19 protein-coding genes and 1 tRNA gene are annotated in these 20,642 nt (G+C 48.9%); 5 read left to right on the forward strand and 15 right to left on the reverse strand.

Annotation, left to right across the window (positions count from 1 at the left end):
* Window positions 1-2 precede the first annotated feature (2 nt).
* Window positions 3-1,193 (forward strand): mechanosensitive ion channel family protein, encoded by a 1,191-nt coding sequence (locus ACFS7Z_RS05210; protein ID WP_377481935.1) that lies wholly within the window; start codon window positions 3-5, stop codon window positions 1,191-1,193.
* 371 nt (window positions 1,194-1,564) lie between these two features.
* On the opposite strand, the gene ACFS7Z_RS05215 is transcribed toward ACFS7Z_RS05210, so the two are convergent.
* Complete coding sequence (locus tag ACFS7Z_RS05215; protein WP_377481938.1) at window positions 1,565-4,084, reverse strand: AsmA-like C-terminal region-containing protein; 2,520 nt, start codon at window positions 4,082-4,084, stop codon at window positions 1,565-1,567.
* A 187-nt stretch (window positions 4,085-4,271) separates the two neighbouring features.
* On the opposite strand from ACFS7Z_RS05215, the gene ACFS7Z_RS05220 reads away from it, so the two are divergent.
* Window positions 4,272-4,346, forward strand: a tRNA-Val gene (locus tag ACFS7Z_RS05220).
* A 179-nt stretch (window positions 4,347-4,525) separates the two neighbouring features.
* Here ACFS7Z_RS05220 and coaE read toward each other — a convergent pair.
* From coaE to ACFS7Z_RS05260, 8 genes are all read right to left on the reverse strand, one after another.
* Window positions 4,526-5,131 carry a dephospho-CoA kinase gene (gene coaE / locus ACFS7Z_RS05225; protein ID WP_377481942.1) on the reverse strand — a complete coding sequence of 202 codons (606 nt, stop codon included), beginning with the start codon at window positions 5,129-5,131 and terminating at the stop codon, window positions 4,526-4,528.
* Between the two features lie 3 nt (window positions 5,132-5,134).
* Window positions 5,135-6,079, reverse strand: coding sequence for a hypothetical protein (locus tag ACFS7Z_RS05230; protein ID WP_377481945.1), 945 nt, complete (start codon window positions 6,077-6,079; stop codon window positions 5,135-5,137).
* 28 nt (window positions 6,080-6,107) lie between these two features.
* Entirely contained in the window at window positions 6,108-6,428 is a 321-nt protein-coding gene (gene yajC / locus ACFS7Z_RS05235; protein ID WP_377481948.1) for a preprotein translocase subunit YajC, read from the reverse strand.
* Between the two features lie 37 nt (window positions 6,429-6,465).
* Window positions 6,466-7,014, reverse strand: coding sequence for a DUF1573 domain-containing protein (locus tag ACFS7Z_RS05240; protein WP_377481951.1), 549 nt, complete (start codon window positions 7,012-7,014; stop codon window positions 6,466-6,468).
* 25 nt (window positions 7,015-7,039) lie between these two features.
* Window positions 7,040-8,038, reverse strand: a complete 999-nt coding sequence (locus ACFS7Z_RS05245; protein WP_377481954.1) for an isocitrate/isopropylmalate dehydrogenase family protein — start codon at window positions 8,036-8,038, stop codon at window positions 7,040-7,042.
* 3 nt (window positions 8,039-8,041) lie between these two features.
* Window positions 8,042-8,347 (reverse strand): YtxH domain-containing protein, encoded by a 306-nt coding sequence (locus tag ACFS7Z_RS05250; RefSeq protein ID WP_377481957.1) that lies wholly within the window; start codon window positions 8,345-8,347, stop codon window positions 8,042-8,044.
* A gap of 87 nt (window positions 8,348-8,434) precedes the next feature.
* Window positions 8,435-9,574: a transcription antitermination factor NusB gene (gene nusB / locus ACFS7Z_RS05255; protein ID WP_377481960.1), complete on the reverse strand. Its 1,140-nt coding sequence runs from the start codon at window positions 9,572-9,574 to the stop codon at window positions 8,435-8,437.
* 235 nt (window positions 9,575-9,809) lie between these two features.
* Window positions 9,810-10,910, reverse strand: a complete 1,101-nt coding sequence (locus tag ACFS7Z_RS05260; protein WP_377481963.1) for a Glu/Leu/Phe/Val family dehydrogenase — start codon at window positions 10,908-10,910, stop codon at window positions 9,810-9,812.
* 153 nt (window positions 10,911-11,063) lie between these two features.
* Here ACFS7Z_RS05260 and ACFS7Z_RS05265 point away from each other — a divergent pair, with 153 nt between their 5' ends.
* Together ACFS7Z_RS05265 and ACFS7Z_RS05270 are read left to right on the forward strand one after the other, a co-directional pair.
* On the forward strand, window positions 11,064-12,848 hold the full coding sequence (locus ACFS7Z_RS05265) for an ABC transporter ATP-binding protein (RefSeq protein ID WP_377481966.1): 1,785 nt from the start codon (window positions 11,064-11,066) through the stop codon (window positions 12,846-12,848).
* A 137-nt stretch (window positions 12,849-12,985) separates the two neighbouring features.
* A complete protein-coding gene (locus ACFS7Z_RS05270) occupies window positions 12,986-13,396 on the forward strand; it encodes a hypothetical protein (RefSeq protein WP_377481969.1) in 411 nt (136 codons plus the stop codon).
* A gap of 77 nt (window positions 13,397-13,473) precedes the next feature.
* On the opposite strand, the gene ACFS7Z_RS05275 is transcribed toward ACFS7Z_RS05270, so the two are convergent.
* The 4 genes from ACFS7Z_RS05275 to truA all read right to left on the reverse strand — a co-directional run bounded on the left by ACFS7Z_RS05275 (window position 13,474) and on the right by truA (window position 17,538).
* A complete protein-coding gene (locus tag ACFS7Z_RS05275) occupies window positions 13,474-14,097 on the reverse strand; it encodes a TetR/AcrR family transcriptional regulator (RefSeq protein ID WP_377481972.1) in 624 nt (207 codons plus the stop codon).
* Window positions 14,098-14,188: 91 nt separating this feature from the next.
* Window positions 14,189-14,710 (reverse strand): GyrI-like domain-containing protein, encoded by a 522-nt coding sequence (locus ACFS7Z_RS05280; RefSeq protein ID WP_377481975.1) that lies wholly within the window; start codon window positions 14,708-14,710, stop codon window positions 14,189-14,191.
* A complete protein-coding gene (locus tag ACFS7Z_RS05285) occupies window positions 14,707-16,476 on the reverse strand; it encodes an ABC transporter ATP-binding protein (RefSeq protein WP_377481978.1) in 1,770 nt (589 codons plus the stop codon). The genes ACFS7Z_RS05280 and ACFS7Z_RS05285 overlap by 4 nt, the downstream gene beginning before the upstream one ends.
* Before the next feature lie 303 nt (window positions 16,477-16,779).
* Complete coding sequence (gene truA, locus ACFS7Z_RS05290) at window positions 16,780-17,538, reverse strand: tRNA pseudouridine(38-40) synthase TruA (protein WP_377481982.1); 759 nt, start codon at window positions 17,536-17,538, stop codon at window positions 16,780-16,782.
* A 267-nt stretch (window positions 17,539-17,805) separates the two neighbouring features.
* On the opposite strand from truA, the gene ACFS7Z_RS05295 reads away from it, so the two are divergent.
* On the forward strand, window positions 17,806-18,306 hold the full coding sequence (locus ACFS7Z_RS05295; RefSeq protein WP_377481985.1) for a DUF4293 domain-containing protein: 501 nt from the start codon (window positions 17,806-17,808) through the stop codon (window positions 18,304-18,306).
* Window positions 18,307-18,413: 107 nt separating this feature from the next.
* On the opposite strand, the gene ACFS7Z_RS05300 is transcribed toward ACFS7Z_RS05295, so the two are convergent.
* Window positions 18,414-19,175: a DUF4476 domain-containing protein gene (locus tag ACFS7Z_RS05300; RefSeq protein WP_377481988.1), complete on the reverse strand. Its 762-nt coding sequence runs from the start codon at window positions 19,173-19,175 to the stop codon at window positions 18,414-18,416.
* 172 nt (window positions 19,176-19,347) lie between these two features.
* A complete protein-coding gene (locus ACFS7Z_RS05305; RefSeq protein WP_377481991.1) occupies window positions 19,348-20,517 on the reverse strand; it encodes an AIR synthase related protein in 1,170 nt (389 codons plus the stop codon).
* Window positions 20,518-20,642: the final 125 nt, after the last annotated feature.

A 20,642-nucleotide genomic window follows, 5' to 3' on the forward strand; every position in this document is an offset into this window, starting at 1 on the left:
ATATGAACTGGAGAGAAATCTTCTACATGAACTGGAAAGAGATTCTCGCATATGAATTTTTAGGAAACACAGTAGCGGAGTTTCTAATCTTTGTAGGCATCCTGCTGGCTGGCCTCCTCTTCAAAACAGTACTGTCGAGGCTGCTGTCCCGGATCCTGTACAAGCTCGTAGATCGCTTTACAGACGAAGATAACCAGCCAGCCTTTAAACGCCTGCTGCTACAGCCACTGGAAGTGCTGCTCCTGCTGGTGTTCCTGTACTTCGCCTTCCTGGTGCTGGACTACCCTTTGGACCCTACCGAAATACGCGAAGGTGACCACTTCCTGAAGGCCTTTGCCTTTCGCACCTATCAAGTATTCGTGATTGTAGCCCTGACGTGGGTTATTATGCGCTTTGTTGATTTTGTGGGGATGGTATTCAAACTCCGCACGGAGAGAACCTCCTCTAAGCTGGATGACCAACTGGTGCCTTTTTTCAAGGACTTCGCCAAAGTGCTGATCGTAATTTTCTCTTTCCTGACGATGCTGGGAGCTGTATTCGGCGTGAACGTAGCAGGCTTGGTTGCTGGTTTGGGAGTGGGTGGTTTAGCTATTGCCTTTGCCGCCAAAGAAAGCCTGGAGAACCTGCTGGCATCCTTTACTATTTTCTTAGATCAGCCTTTTGTGGTAGGAGACCTGGTGCAGGTAGGTGAAATCATAGGCATTGTGGAAAAAATCGGCTTCCGGAGCACACGCATCCGGACACTGGAAAAGAGCTTTGTCACGCTGCCAAACAAGCACATGATCGATAAGCCACTCGACAACCTGACGCTGCGGACTTTCCGTCGCGCCAAGTTTGACATCAATCTGACCTATGATACAACCTCTGAGCAAATACGTGCTATTACGCGGGACATCCAGGAATTCATTGATCAGCACCCCCGCACAAATCAGGACGGGCGCATCCGTTTCCTGAACCTGGGGGCGCACTCTAAAGATGTGATGGTGCTCTACTTTGTAGACACCATGGACTGGAACGAGTTCATTGACATAAAGGAAGAAATCAACTATAAGATTGTGGACATAGTGGAAAGGCATGGGGCAGAGTTTGCCTTCCCGACTCAGACGCTACACCTGCATCGCGCAGATCCAAAGAGATTGGAAGCCGCTGCATCTGATAACCATCCCTACTACAAAAAATCTGACCTAGAGTAAGGGGAAATAAAAAAGCCGGAGAAGCTCCGGCTTTTTTTCACCCTTATATTCTTTAGATTCCTTCAAATTCTACGGCTATATCAGATAGCTTTCGTACAATTTTCTTTGAATCTCTAATTTCTCAAACCTTAATCCCTTTTAACTGCACATCTTCTTTATTGCAGTTTTGATTTCTTTAACGACCTTATTATAGCACAGTTACAAGTAAACTAGTATTTTCCTTGTTAGGGTGCTAATTTTAACGTGAACGACCTATAACAGCAAGTGTAGGTTAAACACAAAAAATAAGATGTAGTAGATTCTCCGCCAGAAAGGTTATAAAACAACAGAGGCGGCTTCATGAAGCCACCTCTGTTGTTTTTGTTGTTGTGTTAGTTGAAGTCAAAATATTCCCCCTCCTGCAACTCTACTTTTTTCTCTTCCTTTGTCTTAGGCTTCTTTCCCCGCAGCAAATCTTTCAGTTCCTGCCCCTCCTCTTTCAGATCCGCTTTCACTTTTTGGCGCACCCGCTCGTTGTCATAGGCAATTCTAAAGTCTTTTTCGTTGCCTTTCAGGGTCAGAAAGAGGCTGCTGTTACCAGCATCCGAGTCTTCAGCCACCACACCGAATACGGCATCTTTATCTGGCCGGCGGCTGCTGAGCACCGGCAGCTTTATCTTGTAGTCCATCAGTTGATCGAAGGTGTGGGTACCGGAGATGGACACGACAGGCGCGGCCGAAACATTGGAGCGTATATCCATCTCAGGAATATAGATGGTGCGTTGCTGTATCCAGAAGCTATTGTGCAGTTCCGCAAAACGCATGTTAGCCAACTCAGAGCGCTTCACAAACGCAGACATCTTCTGCATTGGGGCAAAGTTAACGAGTTGGCCGTTACGCACGGTGGCGTCTATTTCTGCCTGCAGCAGGTTTGTCTTCGGGTTAAGCTGACTGTCGAAGAATACATCCGACACAATGTTGGCGGTGAGTTGGCCCCGCAGGTGGCGCTCCTCTATAAAGTTCTGGTGGAAGTTCTCGAACACATAGAAAAGGCTGTCCACGCTCATGTTGTTGAGCTTTGTGGCGGTGCTCACTTTTATGTGGTCACGGGTGCGGGCATCGAGTGTTCCGCGAACAGCGAAGTCACCGCCAATGGCCCTGAAAGAGATGTTGGGAGTAGACAGCACCTGGTTGCGCAGTTTAACCTCTCCCTGCACGTTTTTGCCCCTGAACCGCCTGAAACGCAATCGGTCAATAGAAGCGCTCAGATCAAAGGCGATATTCGGGGAAATGGCAAACTTATAGCTGTCGCTACTGCCTGTTCTGTCGGCCTCTGCCGTGTTCAGCTCTTCGCTCAGCAGTTGGTTAAAGTTCAGGTAACTGCTCTTAAAGTCCGCCTCCACCAACAGCCGCTGCCGCTCTAAGAGCAGCCAGGCCATCATATTCTTGAACATCCCGTTCACCACGAAATCCGAATCCCCCAACTTTCCTTTGAAATCCGAGACCGCTACATCGTTGCGCTTAAACATAAGGTTACCACTCAGATTCGTGACTGGCATAGGCAGATCCTGCATATTAAGCGACACATTATGTAGTGTAATGTCTCCGGTGGTGTTGAGCGTGCTGTTGCCGGGACGCGCTTTAAACTCATTCAGGTTACCCGAGAAGGCAATGCGCACATCTGCCAGACCGCTGCCGCTCCGCACCTGCTCCATTTTTGCCAGGCCCAGCACATACCCCACATCCAGCATACCCTGCACATCAAACGCAATGCTCGGGTTATCAAAGTTGCGGTAGGTCAGGTTTCCCTTAAAAGGCCTGCCATTCAGCACGCCACTCAGGCTTTTCAGCTCCAGTGCTGATGTGGCGGCTTTTTGTTTTTCGCCATTTGTGAAGCTGCCTGTCAGGTTTATCTTTTCTACCCGCTGCTTTACATCGGGGTGGTAAAAAGATGCGTTACGAGCACCAAAGTTAAAGCTAATCAGCGGCGTCTCTTTTGCTGACACATTGCCTTTCACGGACCCATTGAAATAAATATCGCCTTCGCTGCGGTACTGCCGGAACTCCTGCGTGATATCCTGCGGCAATAACGACAGCAGCGACTGTACATTCGTGTTTTTACCGTCCAGCTTTAAATCTACTGTCGTGGTGCCGCCGTAACCCACGGTGCCGCCCACTTCGTAGGCAGCGCCTTCTATCAGCACCGCAGATGGCTGCAGCAGGATAACGCTGGCGGCACGGTCTACTGTCAGCGCTGTGGCTACGTCTACTTTCTTGCCCTTAAAGTACTCTCCTGTTCCCACTTTAACGGTGTGAATGGTAGTGTTACCGCTAGCTTCAATGTCTATTGTTTCAGAAGAGAGGGCCATGGCTGCCTCCAGCGCGTGGGCATCAACTTCATACGTATGCTTCATTTGCTGGTCAATGTAATGCACGGCCACTTCGTTGAGGTTGATCTTCTCCAGGTCGAAAGAGAAATCCTCATCTCCAGCGGAGGTTGTGTCGGCATTCCACACCTGGTAATTCACACTTCCGTCGGGCAGCACCTTTACGTACACTTCCCCTTTCTCCATGTAAAACTGCTTGACAGTATATTTACCGCGTATTACATCTAACAGGCTAAAGGTGAAGTACAGCTTATCTGCCCGCGCCAGCGACTCCTTGCTCTCCGGCAGGCCCTCGTGCACGTTTACCTGGTCGAGGCTAACAGCCACATGCGGAAACTTATCGAACAGAGAGAGCGAGATCTGCTCTACCTCCACTTTTGTTTTGATGTGCTTGTTGGCCTCTGTTACAAAAAGCTCAATGATTTTGTCCTGATAAGTATACACCAGCGCCAACGCAATGCCCATAACGGCCACCACTCCGACAGCCGCATAGAATAGCACTTTTTTAACAACTCCTTTTCTCACCAAGTGAAAGTTCAGATTTATAGCACCTTATAAAAGCTAAAGGTACAGCAGTTATATTACGCGAACAATAGGTGCCAGGCCCTGAAAAAAATTTCAAGATTTTTTTCGCGAATGTTTTGCAGTTAAAAATTTATGCCCCATATTTGCATCATCAAACGGGGACAACAGGTCTTCAGAAAGAAAAAACGGGGTGTTAGCTCAGCTGGTTCAGAGCACCTGCCTTACAAGCAGGGGGTCACTGGTTCGAATCCAGTACGCCCCACAAAAGGACAACTGCAAAGTTGTCCTTTTTTTATGTCCGCTCTTTTCTGTGCATCCCTTTGCACACCATAATTCCCGTTCCTTCAGCCACAGCACTACTAAGGCAACGCCGGTAAGAAGGCAATAGTATTGATGCTCCGCTAAATACCACCTCGGATACTGCAATCCCTGAAAGCGAATTTATTTTTTGATGATAGCTGATGACTTTAGCTGCTCATGCAGCTTTAACACCTGTGGGATGATCAGTTGCTGATCGTCGTTGTAAATGATGTGTTCTGCACGGGACATTCTCTCCTCCTCGCTCAGCTGTTTGCTAATAATGGCGCGGATAGCCTCCTCTGTCCGGTGGGTATCGCGGCGCAGCAGCCGCTTGAGGCGTGTCTCCATGGGCGCAAACACGGTAATGATCTGGTCCATCTGCTTCCAGGCCTCCGACTCATACATCAGGGCTGCTTCTTTGAGCACATAGGGTTTATCAGTATGCGAAGCGGCCCATTTTGTAAAGTCCTTGCGCACGTGCGGGTGCACGAGGCCATTCAATTGCTCCAGCCGCTGCGGGTTATTGAAAACGATGGATGAGATATAGGCCCGGTTCAGTTCCCCTTCAGTTGTGAATGCCTCAGTTCCAAATGCAGAAATAAGCTCCTGCCGAAGCTCCTCATCGTGACGCATCACCCATTTGGCACGTGCATCAGAATCGTAGACAGGTACGCCTAAAAGCGCAAATACACGGCTGACAACTGTCTTGCCTGTACCCATTCCCCCGGTTATCCCTATCTTCAGCATACTTTATTTTTCTACCTCAACTGCTTTAAACCGTTCCGGCCAAAGCACTGCGCGGCGGGTGCCGGTAGGCTTTTGAACCAGTTCCGGTACAATGGTAGAATCCTTTGGATTGATCTTGCTGTAGTCTAAAATCACCCTGAAAAGATTTCGGTTTAGCAGCGGCATGGAATCCTGCAGCACCTGGTAGCGCACCATGGCAAGCGGCGGCCTTATTGAAAGCCGCGCATCTCTCGGCACATTTATCACTTCCGGGGTTACCTGCCGCTCTTCCTGCACCAAGGTCTTCACCGTTACGGCTACTTCTGCTTCCTCTACGCTGGATTTTATAAGCGACTCATAGTTATACTCGATGGGTACGGAGATGGTGGAGGTTTCTGTTAATGCCGTCTTTTCCGGCAGGCTCAGCATAAAAGGGTTCGGCAGGCTATCTATAAGTGAGGAGGGTCCTGTGAAAGTGACAGAATCAGGTGAGACACGCACCGGACCGACAACAACATGGTTTTCATCTGTCAGAGACTGGGTTGAGTCTATGCGAAGCGGAATCCGCTCACTCACCCGGGCATCAAAATCAAAATAGATGGTATCTGTCACCACAAAGTTTAGCTGCAGGCCGTCGAGGGCGTTCACTAAAGCGGGACGTAAGGCAGAGCCCGGCAGAAAGTTATTCCGTGGCACTCTGTTGATATAGATTTCTGCTGGTTGCAGTTCCAGACGCAGCGTCTTGCGCAGTAGTTTCCAGCCTTTGCCGGTCACGTTTATAGATACCTCCTCTGGCAGTGGCTTTATAGGAACAAGTTTTTTTTGATCATATACAAACCGGACGGGATAGGTGGTTTGTGTGGAGTAGCTTTTGTTCAGCGCGTTGAGCAACCAAAAGGTAGAGGCCGCCACAAAACAAAGCAATACTATTCGCCAGTATTGCTTTGTTCGTGGCTGAAATGGCCTCATAAACCATCCAACTATATTTTTTGCTTTCTCAACCGGCAATGTCTTTAGGTTTTTGCATCTTCATGGTAGCTTCCATCGAAACAGAAGCTTTATCAAATAGTAAGCGTACACCTCTGTCTACCTCTATCGTTACTGTTTCGCCTTCTATTGCTACCAATTTGCCGTGCATGCCACCAATTGTCACCACATACATGCCTTTGGTAAGCTCTTCACGAAACTTCTTCTGGTCACTGGCTTTTTTCTGCTGTGGCCTGATCATGAAGAAATAGAAAACAAGAATAATCGCACCAAACATGAGCAGCTGTGGCAGCATGCCCGCATCTGGTGCCTGCAATAATACATTTTTCATATAAACGTGTGTGTGCTCCTGGAGAGCGGTGCTAAGCTTAGTTGCGGCGTACAGGTCCGTCGGCACCGGCAGTCGGTATGCTGCTGGTCTCTACGTTACCTTTCATGGATACTTTTACAATATCCGGCTGTGTGTTGGCACGCACTGTTACAGTAGGGTTTTGCTGCCCCATTTTACCAGTGGTGTTAAACTGAACCGCAATCTGCCCTTTTTTACCTGGCGCCACTGGTTCACGTGTCCAGTCTGGCACGGTGCAACCGCATGTTGCGGAGGCATTCTCGATGATGAGCGGCGTGCTGCCGGTATTTGTGAACTCAAACGTATGGTTTACCACCTCGCCCTGCTTTACCGTACCGAAGTCATACTCGGTTTGCTCAAAGCTCATTACCGGCGCATTCTCTGACGGCGCTGCTGCAACCTCGCCCTCTGTGGCAATGTTAGGGTTTTCTACTGGCTGAGACTGCACTACAGCTTGTGAAGCTGTAGCCTCATTATTTGTTACTGTGTCGTTTCCTGCGGAGTTATCGCAGCTCGTTGTGAAAACAGCTACAGCTAAACTTGCTGCTAAAATCAGGCTCTTTTTCATATAAATAAAGTAATGGGTTCTGTAATTATAGTTTTGCGATGATGTTCTGCGCAAACTGCATAGTGTTCGCTTTACCGCCCAGGTCACCGGTGCATTCCTCTTTGTTGACTAAAGTTGCCTCCAGCGCCGCTTCAATCCGGTTTGCCTCGTCTTTCAGGTCGATGTGGTGCAGCATCATAATGGCAGAGCGCAGTAACGCTGTAGGATTAGCAATTCCCTTGCCAGCAATATCAGGAGCTGATCCGTGTACTGCCTCAAAGATAGCCATCTCATCGCCTATGTTGGCACCGGCCACTACACCAAGCCCACCTACCAGGCCAGCGCAAAGGTCTGACAGAATATCACCGAACAGGTTAGTGGTAACTATCACATCAAACTGCTCCGGCTTCACGACCAGTTGCATGCACATGTTGTCGATAATGATATCGTCAGCCTGCAGATTTGGATAATCCTTCGCGATTTCTCTGAACACGCTCAGAAACAAGGCACCTGCGTGCTTCAGGATGTTTGCCTTGTGCACCGCTGTCACGCGCTTGCACCCATGGCGGGTGGCATACTCAAATGCGGCACGCACAATTTTTACGCAGCCTTCGCGGGTAACGCGGGAAATAGAGTCCGCTATCTGCAGGCGCTCATCAAATATCTCTAGGCCAGAGTAAAGGCCTTCCGTGTTTTCACGGAACAGCACAGAATTCACGTTCTCGAAGCGTGTGTTTACGCCCGGAGTGGTTTTGGCAGGCCTTACGTTCGAGTATAGTTCGAACATCTGGCGTAGCTGCACATTCACGCTTTTAAAGCCTTTGCCCACCGGTGTGGTGATAGGTCCTTTTAAAGCTACTTTGTTTTTTTTGAGAGAGGCTATCAGCGTGGATGGAATCAATTCACCGATAGCATCAAAAGTTGTCTGCCCGGCGTTTTCTTCATCCCAGGTTACGGGCACGTTGGCAGCTTCAAAAATAGCTTTTACAGCTTCTGTAATTTCAGGGCCTATCCCGTCTCCGGGTATAAGGGTTATTTGCTTCATGCTTTATAGTTCTTTCCGGCTGTTGATCTCGTTGATAAGGGAATCCACATCTCCAAGTAATTTCTCAGCTTTGTCTTTCGCGTCCTGTATTACCCGCTGCCCTTCTGACTTGGCGTTGGTTGGCAGGTTGTCAGTTTTAGCCATCAGCTGTTGCGTCAGGTCAGCCAAAGTGTCGCGGTATTTCTCTAAGCGGTAGCTTAGCCAGTAGCGGGTTTCTCTTCCTTTCTCAGGGGCAAAAAGGATGCCAGCCACGGCACCTACGGCCGCACCCGATGTGAAAGCCACTAATACGGTTGTCTTTTTACTCATAGTTTGTATATGCTTTTTAACGTCAGGGACGAATTCTCCTTTACTTACGGCAATTCCGGTGCAGAGGTCACTCTTGCCCTGATTGCGCTATTTATTATCAATTAAGCCACGGCCTGATTTACGGATCTCACCACTTGTGGTCAGTTCCTGTGCCATCTTGTCCAGCACCCCGTTGATAAACTGCTTGCTCTTCGGTGTGCTGTACAGCTTTGAAATTTCGATGTACTCATTGATGGTTACTTTAACCGGTATGCTGCGGAAAATGTGCATCTCGCAAAGTGCCATCTTCAGAATGATCTTGTCCAGCATTGCCACACGCTCCACATCCCAATTCTTCACGCTTTCGGAGATCATGGCCTCATACTTGTCCTCCTCCTGCACGGTCTGGAAATACAGGTCCTCAAAAAAGGCTTTGTCGTCTTCCCAGTTGGCTGACAGGTCCAGTAACTGCACTTCTCCTTCTGCCTCTTCGCCGAAAATCTTGATGGTTTTATTTACAAGACTCTTTACAATTGCTTTGTTCTCAACCCAGTTCAGATCCTGCTCTTCAAACAAAGATTGTAAGTTTTTTTCTTTAAAGATAATGTTTTTGAAAATATGTTTCACTACCTCCAGGTCGTCTTCAAGGGTCGGTTCCGGCAGTGCCAGGTAGTTCAGAAACGCCTCATCCTGCTTCAGAATGTTCTTGTAAACAGTCCTAATTTCGCTGATATCCGAACCCCAGCTGATGTTGCGACGGATGATGTGCTGCTGGTACGACTTATTCTGGAGCAGGCGCTGCACCACGCGGTTCTGCAGAAACTTCTTTACATCAGGGCCAGTTGCAGCCGTAAAGCGCTGTGCTTTCTTTTCTTCCTCCTCCTCTATCAGGCTTACTAGCACCTCCAGTATCTGCAGTGTGCCCAGGTAGTGGTCGTAAATACGCTCCACTGCACTCAGCATTTGGTTTCCGTAATACGTGTAGTCCTTTTTAAGGAGGTTCTGGTAATATACAATAGCTCTGTTTACCGCATCAATCGTCTCCTTGTCCGACTCCTCTGTCTCGAATTGCTGTGTCTCATACCATTCTTTAAAGAGCAGGATGGCAATCTGCTTTCTGCCTTCCAGCAGCTTTCTGTCTTGTACCTCCATGGAGTTCAGGTCCGGAGCAAAGTCCTCGCCTATCTGGTCCAAGGCCAGAAGATAATCGGAACCTACAGCTTGTTTATAGGCATATATAGCCTGCATCGCCTTAATTCGTAGTGTTCTGCGGTTAAGCATATTTGAAAGAACGTATATTGGGTAAAAATCTCTATTAAAAACAGGCTGTCACGGCCCGGCAATTTTATTTAACGGCTTTCTTCTAAAGAAAAGAAAGCCCGCTATAGTTCCGGTTAAACCAGGATCCTGTACAAAGAAAAGCGCTGCTGATGTGGCAGCACTTCAGGTTCTATTACTTCTCTGCAACAGGCGCAGCTTTCTCTTAGAAAGTGGAGCGGACCCTGCCAATGCTCTCGATGCGCTTTTCTGCCATTTTCATGGCTGCCTGCTGGGTGTGCATTCCTTCTTTCTCGGCCAGGTCAAAGATATCCAGGGTATACCCATAAATGCGCTCTGTCTGTGCATAGGCATTGTCGCGGTTATAGCCTATCAGCTCCGAATACACATTTATCAGGCCGCCTGCGTTGATTAGGAAGTCAGGCGCGTACACGATGCCTTTCGTCATCAAAGCAGACCCGTGCACCTGCTCATCTCGCAGCTGGTTGTTTGCGCAGCCGGCAATAACCTTGCACCTCAGGCGATCAATGGTATTGTCGTTGATGGTACCGCCCAGGCCGCAGGGCGAGTAAATGTCTACATCAAGGTCATAGATTTCCTCCATGCCTACCACCTTGGCACCAAATTTCTTTGAGACTTCCCGCAGGCGGTCTTCATAGATATCTGTAACGTAGATCTCGGCGTTCTCTTTCTTCAGCAGTTCTATAAGGTAGGCGCCTACGTGGCCGGCACCCTGCACAGAAACTTTCCTGCCTTCGAGTGAGTCTGAGCCGAAAGCTTTCTTGGCAGCAGCTTTCATACCCATATAGGTACCATAGGCCGATACCGGAGAAGGGTCGCCGCTGCCACCCATAGACTCAGGCAAACCAGACACGTGCTCTGTCTCCATCCGGATGTACTCCATGTCCTTTGTGGTCATGCCCACATCCTCGGCGGTAATGTAACAGCCGTTCAGGTTCTTAATAAAGCGGCCGAACTTGCGAAGCAGGGCCTCATTCTTATCTTTCTTGGCATCCCCGATGATCACAGCTTTTCCTCCGCCCAGGTTAAGGCCGGAGATAGCCGCCTTGTATGTCATACCTCTCGAAAGGCGTAGCACATCTTCCAGCGCCTCCGCCTCAGAAGTGTAAGACCACATGCGCGTACCGCCCAAAGCGGGCCCCAGTACCGTGTTGTGTATGCAAATAATGGCCTTTAAACCAGTATCTTTGTCGTGGCAAAAAACAACCTTCTCATGATTGTGTTCTGAAACCAGGTCAAAGACCGATTTATCTTTCCTCAACTTAACTTCTTTTGATGCGACCATTTAGTAAGATAAGATTACAGGTTGTTTTATCTTTGCGTATGAGGCACCAGATACCCCACCCCCTCTTCGCGCTGCGAAATTAATTCTTTTTTTTGTATTTCAATTAGTACTTTGTAAGACTACGTAAAAGCCCTAAGGCTTCAAATCTATACTGTGAAATCATTACGTTACCTCAATAAATATCTACTCAAGTATAAATACAGGCTCATTCTGGGCATTGTATTTACCATTGTTTCTAACTTTTTCCAGATTTTACCTGCCCAGGTGGTTCGCCATGCCTTTAACCTTATACGGGAGGGCATTAACCTGTACGGGTTGTATGAGGGGCTGGACCAGCAGGAACTGGTATATGATATTTTCGCTAACAGCATTCTCATGTACGGCATCATTATACTGGTGATGGCTTTGCTGCGTGGGGTGTTCCTGTTTTTTGTGCGGCAAACCATTATTGTAATGAGCCGCCTGATCGAGAACGACCTGAAGAACGACATCTACGCGCACTACCAGAGCCTTCCGCTCAGCTTCTACCGCAAAAACAATACCGGTGACCTGATGTCGCGCATCTCGGAGGATGTGAGCCGCGTGCGGATGTACCTTGGCCCTGCCATTATGTATGGGGTTAACCTGGTTATCCTGTTCATCATGGTGATTCCGTATATGTTGTCTGTGAACGTGAAGCTGACCGTATACACGCTCATTCCGCTGCCTATCCTGGCCATCAGCATTTACTACGTCAACAACATTATCCAGCGCAAATCAGACGAAATACAGAAAAGCCTTTCCGGCATCACTACTTTTGTGCAGGAGGCTTTCTCCGGTATCCGGGTACTGAAGTCTTTTGTGCGCGAGGAGGATTCGCATAATAACTTCACCACCGCCAGCAACAAGTACCGGGACAAATCGCTGGAGCTGAACTTTGTGAATTCGCTGTTTTTCCCGTTGGTGCTGTTCCTGGTGGGCCTCAGCACGATTATTACGGTATATATTGGTGGGCAGGAAGTTATCAACGGCAGTATTACTACAGGTAACATCGCGGAGTTCATCATTTACGTGAACATGCTCACGTGGCCGGTTACCTCCCTGGGCTGGACAGCCAGCCTGGTGCAGCGGGCGGCGGCATCGCAGCAGCGCATTAACGAGTTCCTCGATACCAAGAATGATATTGTATCGCGCAAGAACATCAGCAAGCCGATTAAGGGCGATATTGTGTTTGAGAATGTAGACTTCATTTACCCAGATACCAATATTCACGCGCTGAAGCGGGTGTCATTCAGCATAGACCATGGCGAGACCCTGGCTATTATCGGTAACACTGGCTCCGGGAAAAGCACCATAGCAAACCTGCTGCCGCGCATGTACGATGTAACCGCTGGCCGCATTCTGATTGACGGCATAGATGTGCGAGACTACAACATCAAAAGCCTCCGGAGCCAGTTTGGCTATGTGCCGCAGGATGTTTTCCTGTTTTCTGATACCATCAGCAACAACATTGGCTTTGGCCTGCCGGAGATCACAGAAGAGCAGATGGTACAGTCTACCAAAGATGCTGATGTGTATGAGAACATCGTGCGCTTTCCGGATAAGTTCGAAACGAAGCTGGGAGAACGCGGCATAACACTATCAGGAGGGCAGAAGCAGCGTGTATCTATTGCGCGGGCCCTGGTGCGCGAGCCAAGCATCCTCATCCTCGACGACTCCCTCTCAGCGGTAGATACAAAAACGGAAAACGCCATTCTCAATAGCCTGCGCCGCATCATGCACAACCGCACCAGCATCATCATCTCGCACAGGGTATCGTCGGTAAAGCTGGCAGATAGTATTCTAGTGATGGAAGACGGGGAAATAGTGCAGCACGGTTCGCATGAGGAACTGATAAACGAGGAAGGCCTGTATAAAGTACTGTATGAGCGCCAGCTGCAGTCGGAGGACACAGAATAGCTTTGCCATTTATTTACTGCCGTTTACCCTTGCAGAAGCAGCATAGGCAACGGAAAGCATTTTGAGGGATTTTTTTGGGACAGATTCTGTTATATGCACGTATAGCAAGTTTAAAATAACCTAAAACCCCTTTACATATGGCTGTTGACTTACAACAAATCGGTAAGAGATTCCGGTTTTACACCAATCTGAAAGAGCTGGAAATGGAGCAGTTGAAATCTATGACTGGCAGCGACGAAACAACCCTTTCTAACATCATATGCGGTCAGAACTACGCTTTGGATGAGTTGGTGGCCATTGTAAAACATTTTGAAGACCTGAACCCCCAGTGGCTCATTTACGGCGAGGGCAGCATGTTTAAACCGATGAGCGAAGATGGCACCTGCAAAGACGGCCAGAAAGGATGTCTAAAAAAAGACAGGGCTGCTTACCTGGGTCAGATGAAAGATATGCTGCTCGAGTTAGATGCCGCAGAGGTAGCTAAAGGGCACCATGCCGATGTAGAGGCATTAAAAGCAAAACTAGACGAGTACAAGGCCACACATTAAGTGTTGGCTGTTGATGTCAACTGTTGATTGCTGAATCATAATACAGGAAGGACCTTCACAACCTCCTTCTTAACTATTCAGCAATCAACATACTTTTCCCTGCTGATTCCATTAAGCATGAGGCAGATAGTAAACAGCACATCCCGCTCGATTTTCTCAAAGTCGATGAAAGGAAGTTTGTGGAAGTCGGCTCGCTGGAATTCTTCAAACTGGATCAGGTCCTTTATGACCATTATAGAGTAGCCTACCCGTTCTGCCTCACACGGCAGAAATACGCCATTACTGATACCTTCTTTTATAACGGAGGCATAGTAATTGGATTCTTTGCCCCTCGACTCCCGGAACAGCTCCTGAAAGGTAACACGCGTTTCAATCAGCACGCGGATAGAAATAGTGTGTTGCGTCACAATCTCTTGGTAATAGCGCAACGATGACCGGATGTAGAGCAGCAGGCGATCGTGCGGGTTTGGTTCCTGGTCGGCAATACGCTTGATGCGCGACAGGCTCTCCCGCCACTCCTGCGAAAAAGCCTCGATAAACAGCAGCTCCTTACTTTCATAGTAGTAGTACAGGGATGGCTTTTTCATGCCGATAGACTCGGCAATATCGTCTAGCGTGGCTTTGCTGTAGCCCAACCTGCCAAACACTGCTTTCGCTGACTGCAGTATCTGTTCTTTTTTAGCTTCTGCTTTTTTGCCCAAAGTATATTTTGCTGTTGTTGCCCGACGTATTGATGTTACGGTTACTGCGTTTATCAAAGATATACTTTTCCCTTATTTGTGAGGTCAAACATTACTTCCTCACTGGCACCTCTACTACCCCTATGTCCTCTTGTGGGAACCACTCCACATAGAAATCCTCCAACTTCAGGTTTTCTTCCTCGGCATAATCAAAAACAGCGGCGTACAGTTTCTTTGGAGCCACTATTACGTTGGCGGTTACCTCGGCATGTACTACTTTTCTTCCTCCCGGCACCGTGCGCAGTTCATACCCTGCAGGCAAAGTGATGTTATTCGTATCCGGCACTATGATGCCAATAAAAGCTTTTAGACTGTCGCCGCTTTTATCCGGATCGTTGTAGTAGATACTGCCCAGCATGCCCTCCAGTTCCTTCTTCTCCAGTACCTCAGCCGCCCGCTGAAAAGCTTTGCTCAAAGCCGCATCTTCTATGGAGCCTTCATAAGGCTGCCCTGCCACATACTTTGTTTCAGAGGTGATTACAACAACCTCCGGAGCCGTGAAGCCGCCAATGTACGTGTACAGCACCAGCATGATAATGCCGAAACCGGCCATTATATAGAAGAATATTTTCATAAGTCGATCATGTTCTTGTACTGCATCTTGTGCAATTGTGCATAGTAGCCGTTCAGTTCCAGCAGTTCTTCGTGCGTGCCCACCTCTTTCAGTTCTCCCTTGTCCAGCACAATTATCTTATCTGCTTTCTGAATAGTAGACAAACGGTGCGCGATAACAATAGAAGTACGGCCATGCATCAGTTGGTCGATAGCGTACTGAATCAGCTCCTCTGTTTCTGAGTCCACGCTGGAAGTGGCTTCGTCCAAGATAATGACCTCAGGGCTGTATACCATCGCCCGCACAAAGGAGATTAGCTGCCGCTGCCCCACCGACAAAGTGGCTCCGCGTTCCATTACCTGGTAGTGCAGTCCTCCCGGCAGGCGCTCAATAAATTTACGTGCTCCCACTAAATCTGCGGCCTCCCAGATCTGCTCCTCCGTAATAGTTTTATTCCCCAGCGTAATGTTATCAGCAATAGAGCCGGAGAACAGGAACACATCCTGCAGCACTACGCCAATATGGTGGCGCAGCACGCTCAAATCATACTCCTGCAGGTCGTGTCCGTCTATAATAATGTGTCCTTTGTTGATTTCGTAGAAACGGTTCAGCAGGTTAATAACCGATGTTTTACCTGCACCGGTGGCACCCACAAAAGCGACGGTCTGCCCGGCTTTTACCTCAAACGTTAAATCGCGTAGCACCCAATCTTCCTCTTTATAAGCAAACCATACATTCTGGAATGTCACATTGCCGCGTATTTTTTCTGGTGCATAACTCCCGTTATCCGGAATCATCTCTTTGCTGTCGAGCAGGCGCATGAGGCGTTCTGTACTCACCACACCCAGTTGCAGGGTATTAAAACGGTCAGCAATCATGCGGATTGGTCGGAAGAACATCTGGATATAGAGGATAAAGGCCATCAGCGTACCCAGCGAGGTTTCGTCTTCAATTACGCCGTGGGCACCATACCACACCAGCAGGCCCAGACCAGCCGCACCAATAATTTCCGCCACCGGAAAGTAGACAGAATAGTACAGTACAGAGCGGATGTTGGCGCGGGTGTGCTCTTTGTTTATCTCTTTGAACTTATCCATCTCGCGCTCCTCATTATTGAAGATCTGCACGATACTCATGCCGGTGATGTGCTCCTGAACAAAAGAATTCAGCTTTGCCACCGCCGTACGTACCTCCTGAAAGGTGCCTTTTATCTTCTCTTTAAAGATGTAGGTGCTGATGATCATGATCGGGAAGGTTGAAAGGCTCACCAGCGTCAGTTCCCAATCAATGTAAAACATAAAGCCCACGATGAACACCAGTTGCAGAATGTCACCAATCATGGCTGCCAGCCCCTCACTGAATACATCCGAGAGTGTCTCCACATCCGAGACATTGCGTGTCACCAGCGTACCGATTGGGGTTCTGTCGAAGAACTTCAGGCGCAGGTTCAGGATGTGGCGATACAACTTGATGCGTATATCGCGCACTACGTTTTGCCCCAACCAGCCGGCGAAATAGGTATGCAGGTACTGCACAATGGCATGCACCACCAACAGCACGCCGAGTATCACGAACATGCGGTTCAGTCCTTCCCAATCGTTGTTCAGGATATCATTATCTACGGTATACTGAATCAGGAAAGGACGTACCGCGGCCAGGATAGCGGAGGCAAAAGTTAAGAAAATGATAAAGTAAAAGGTCCTCAGGTAAGGCGTCACAAACTTGAACAGCCGCTTCAGCACATCAGAGTCTAATACTATACCACTGTTTTTCTGTTTATCTTCCAAAGTAGTTTAAAGTCGCTATAGGTTAGGGATGAGAAGGCGCAGCCGAAGCCATGCCTTCTTTTAACCGTCTGTAAAGTTAATGGTTTTGGAGCAGGATTTTCAGGATTTGTATGATGTACAGGATTTACGCAGTACGGCTTCAAATGGTACCGCTATACTAACGTGAAAGTTGATTCGGTGATTGTGCTTCCCTTTTCTATCCTCAAAGTATTCCGAAGGCTTGACTAAGACACTCGCAGGAGCTGCGCACGCTTCGAGGTCTTTTGAGCAGTCGCTCGGAGAACAGAACTCCCGCTCCTGTTTTTAGGAGAGGGCTGGGGTGAGGTTAATTGTCTCCGGATACTCCACCTTTGCCAGATACAAACCCTCTGCCGGTGCTGCTCCGCTCGACTGGCGTCTGTCCTGGCTTGCCACTACCTGCTCGAACTGCGCCACCGTTAATTTGCCGCGGCCTACATCCACCAGCGTGCCGACGATGAGGCGCACCATGCCGCGCAGAAAGCGGTTGGCGCGAATGGTGAACACCAACTCCTCCCCTTGCTGCCGCCACACGGCTTCATACATATCACAGCGGTAGTGTTTGGTGTCGCCTTTTACTTTACTGAAGGTGGTAAAGTCTTCATACTTCAAAAGCACTGCGGCAGCTTCGCTCATCTTCTCCACATCCAGCGGGCGGCTGTGATGGTAGGCGTAAAGGCGTTTAAAGGGATTCCTTACAAGGGAGATATGGTAGTGATATGTGCGGGCAAAGGCATCAAAGCGGGCATGGGCATCGTCTGGCACAAGGTACAGTTGCTTCGCCACCACATCGGCTGGCAGCAAGCGGTTGAAGCGGTACACGGACTGCTGTGTATCCAGTTCCTCCTCCACATCGAAATGCACGAACTGCTGGCTCGCATGTACGCCTGTATCAGTACGGCCGCTCCCGGTAGAGCTTATAGGCTGTCGCAGCACCTTGCTCAGGCAATCGTCCAGCACCTCCTGCACCGACAGCGCGTTGGGCTGTACCTGCCAGCCGTGGAACCGGGTGCCGTCGTAGGCTATCTCTAAAAAATAACGCATGCGGCAAAGGTATAAAATTCTGAAGGCTGGCGCATCAGGCTTACCGCACTTGTACAGCAGACACTCCCAGCAACTGTGCACGCTGCGAGTTCCTGGGCATATCCCTGCGTTTCACGTGAAATGCTGTAGGTCTGTTTAACTGAAGCTGCCGAAATACCTTTCCTCCCGGTGGGTTGGTAGCCTAAGCGTATACGCATTGCGCATCTAATTTTTGTTTTACAGGTCTTTGTCTAATTTTGCATCTCTTTACGAGTAAAAAAAACCTTTATGATACAAAGAATTCAAACCGTATTTCTGTTACTGCTTATCGTGGCTGTGGTGTCGATGTTGTTTCTGCCGCTTTGGTCCAAGACAGATGCCATCACAGGAGAAACTGTTGTGCTAACTGCCTGGAACCTCAAATCAGTTATTCTGAATGAGGAAGGTGACCCTACCGGGGCAGGAACGCTTCCTCAGCAAGGTACCATCGGCATTGGCTTACTGGCTATTGCAGCAGCAATGATTGCTACTTACGAGATTTTCCAGTTCAGGAGCCGCCTTAACCAAATGAAACTGGGCTTGCTGAACACGCTTCTTCTGGCCGCTTTGCTGGGTACTACCTTTTACTATTCTACTTATGTTGGTGCTGAAATGGTAGAGGCTGACGGCAATGGCTCCTACCATGCCGGGTTCTTTATGCCCGTATTCGCACTGCTATTCAATGCCCTGGCAAACCGCTTCATCAAGCGGGATGAAGACCTGGTAAGGTCGGTAGACAGACTTCGATAAGTTAGGAAGTTAGGAAGTTAGGAAGTTAAGAGTTAGAAAGTTAAAAGCCGCTGCCAGATACAATGTCCGGGAGCGGCTTTCAACTTTCTAATTCTTTTATTTTAAAATCACCTACGGCCACTGCTATAGCGCTCCAGTTCCTGCACGCTGCTGTCGAAGCGGAAGACATCGTAGATGTAATAGAAGTGTTCTCTGTCACAGAGGTAATCATAGGCGAACTTAGCAAACTCTACCTGCGAGCTTTCATATTCAAATTGCTGCAACAGGCGCTTCAGGTCTTCTGCTAAAACACTACCGCTCCGCACCGCTTCCCTGGCAATGCTCAACTTAGTGCTCTCATAATCACGGCTGCTCATGGCCTGTATCACCCGGTCCAGTTCCTGTGCCGTCAGCAGACTGCGGCAGTTGTTATTGTAGTCGTCGTAGCGTGGTTGTTGCGGTTCCCGCCGGTCGTCGCGGTCATAGCCATCATATCGCTCTTCGTAGCGGTCATCGTAGCGAGGCAGGGGCGGTACAGGGGTCACGACTACGGGAGGCGGCACTACCCTTATTTCTCTTATAAGGCGCAGGTAAGCTTTACGGCCTCTGGTGCGCACGCCATAGTTGGCCTCTACCCCATTTGGCACCAGTACCCTTTGCCCAGCCTGGTACACGCCGTGTCTGCTCCTGACCCTTACCTCCACATAATGCTTGCCTGGTTGCAGGTGATTGATGCGCACAAAATTAGTGGGCGTATGGTTTATTGTTTTGCCGTTTAGCTTGATATAAAATACTTCACCTCTTTCGGCGCTGAAAGTAAGAACAGAAGCTTGTGCAATCACCGGCATGACCAGTAGTACAAGCAGGAGCGGAAGCAGAATTCTTTTCATTGGAAGTATAGATTTTAGCTTATACTTTCGATAAACCAAGTTTTGTGCCAGAATATTACTATCCCCTAATTTTACTCCTCCGATATGTTAGGACGTTCCACCCGCGATGTGCCTCACAAAAAAATAGCCACAGGCTGTGCACCTGTGGCTATCGAATTTATCTTGCTCGCTTTTACCCTTCGTAATGGAACTCGCCATACCTGCTGCGAATGGTAAGCTCATTGCTGTCGCTTTTCCTTACCCGGCCAATAACCTTCGCCTCTACGCCAAAAGATTTTGAAATAGCAATCAAATCCTGCGCATACTGCTCCGGCAGGTAAATCTCCAGGCGATGGCCCATATTAAAGACCTTGTACATCTCTTTCCAGTCAGTACGGCTCTGCTCCTGAATAATGCGGAACAGCGGCGGCACCGGGAACATGTTATCTTTCACAACATGCACCTTCTCAGTGAAGTGCAGCACCTTGGTTTGCGCACCGCCACTGCAGTGCACCATGCCATGTATGTGCTGGCGGTGCTCCTTCAGTATCTCCATCACAATAGGTGCATAGGTGCGTGTCGGAGACAGTACCAGTTTACCCATTTCCAGGCCTGTCTCTTTGTTCACGTCTGTCAGCCTGTAGTTGCCGGAATATACCAGGTCTACCGGCAGTTCCGGGTCATAGCTTTCAGGGTATGAGGCAGAGAGGTACTTATGGAACACATCGTGCCGGGCAGAGGTTAGGCCGTTGCTGCCCATACCCCCGTTGTACTCGTCCTCGTAAGTTGCCTGCCCATAAGAGGCAAACCCCACAATCACGTCTCCGGGCTGAATAGTATGGTTTGAGATCACCTCATCGCGCCGCATGCGGGCCGTCACCGTGCTATCTACTATGATGGTGCGCACCAAGTCACCCACGTCGGCCGTCTCGCCACCAGTGCTGTAGATGCCAACGCCATTGTCGCGGAGCATTTGCAGTACTTCTTCTGTACCGTTGATAATGGCTGCAATCACCTCACCCGGTATCAGGTTTTTATTTCTTCCAATGGTAGAGGACAGCAGGATATTATCTGTAGCGCCCACACATAGCAGGTCGTCAGTGTTCATCACCACGGCATCCTGAGCAATACCTTTCCACACGCTCAGGTCACCGGTTTCTTTCCAGTACATGTAGGCCAGCGACGACTTTGTGCCCGCACCATCGGCATGCATGATGGCGCAGTACTCCGGGTCACCGGACAGTATATCGGGGATAATCTTGCAGAATGCTTTCGGGAAAAGTCCTTTGTCGATATTCCTGATGGCGTTGTGCACATCTTCTTTAGAGGCAGAAACGCCACGGCGTAGATATCTGTTTTCCATAGCTCAGGGTAGTTTTTACAAATTTAAGAAAGGCTTTTAGATTAGCGGCAGCGGAAAGTATAAATTCAAAAAACAGAAGCTTCGATTTAAATAAAACGAGCAGCATGAGGCTACCCTCATGCTGC

Origin of the sequence: Pontibacter toksunensis (assembly GCF_042686245.1) — a bacterium.
Lineage (GTDB): Bacteria > Bacteroidota > Bacteroidia > Cytophagales > Hymenobacteraceae > Pontibacter > Pontibacter toksunensis.

Bases quoted from the DNA above. Each gene is read 5' to 3' on its own strand.
- ACFS7Z_RS05260 (WP_377481963.1), bottom strand. From the start codon at position 10,910: ATGGTCGCATCAAAAGAAGTTAAGTTGAGGAAAGATAAATCGGTCTTT.
- ACFS7Z_RS05280 (WP_377481975.1), bottom strand. From the start codon at position 14,710: ATGAAAATATTCTTCTATATAATGGCCGGTTTCGGCATTATCATGCTG.
- ACFS7Z_RS05295 (WP_377481985.1), top strand. From the start codon at position 17,806: ATGATACAAAGAATTCAAACCGTATTTCTGTTACTGCTTATCGTGGCT.
- nusB (WP_377481960.1), bottom strand. From the start codon at position 9,574: ATGCAGGCTATATATGCCTATAAACAAGCTGTAGGTTCCGATTATCTT.
- ACFS7Z_RS05210 (WP_377481935.1), top strand. From the start codon at position 3: ATGAACTGGAGAGAAATCTTCTACATGAACTGGAAAGAGATTCTCGCA.
- yajC (WP_377481948.1), bottom strand. From the start codon at position 6,428: ATGAAAAATGTATTATTGCAGGCACCAGATGCGGGCATGCTGCCACAG.
- truA (WP_377481982.1), bottom strand. From the start codon at position 17,538: ATGCGTTATTTTTTAGAGATAGCCTACGACGGCACCCGGTTCCACGGC.
- ACFS7Z_RS05230 (WP_377481945.1), bottom strand. From the start codon at position 6,079: ATGAGGCCATTTCAGCCACGAACAAAGCAATACTGGCGAATAGTATTG.
- ACFS7Z_RS05240 (WP_377481951.1), bottom strand. From the start codon at position 7,014: ATGAAAAAGAGCCTGATTTTAGCAGCAAGTTTAGCTGTAGCTGTTTTC.
- ACFS7Z_RS05270 (WP_377481969.1), top strand. From the start codon at position 12,986: ATGGCTGTTGACTTACAACAAATCGGTAAGAGATTCCGGTTTTACACC.
- ACFS7Z_RS05245 (WP_377481954.1), bottom strand. From the start codon at position 8,038: ATGAAGCAAATAACCCTTATACCCGGAGACGGGATAGGCCCTGAAATT.
- ACFS7Z_RS05250 (WP_377481957.1), bottom strand. From the start codon at position 8,347: ATGAGTAAAAAGACAACCGTATTAGTGGCTTTCACATCGGGTGCGGCC.
- ACFS7Z_RS05305 (WP_377481991.1), bottom strand. From the start codon at position 20,517: ATGGAAAACAGATATCTACGCCGTGGCGTTTCTGCCTCTAAAGAAGAT.
- ACFS7Z_RS05300 (WP_377481988.1), bottom strand. From the start codon at position 19,175: ATGAAAAGAATTCTGCTTCCGCTCCTGCTTGTACTACTGGTCATGCCG.
- coaE (WP_377481942.1), bottom strand. From the start codon at position 5,131: ATGCTGAAGATAGGGATAACCGGGGGAATGGGTACAGGCAAGACAGTT.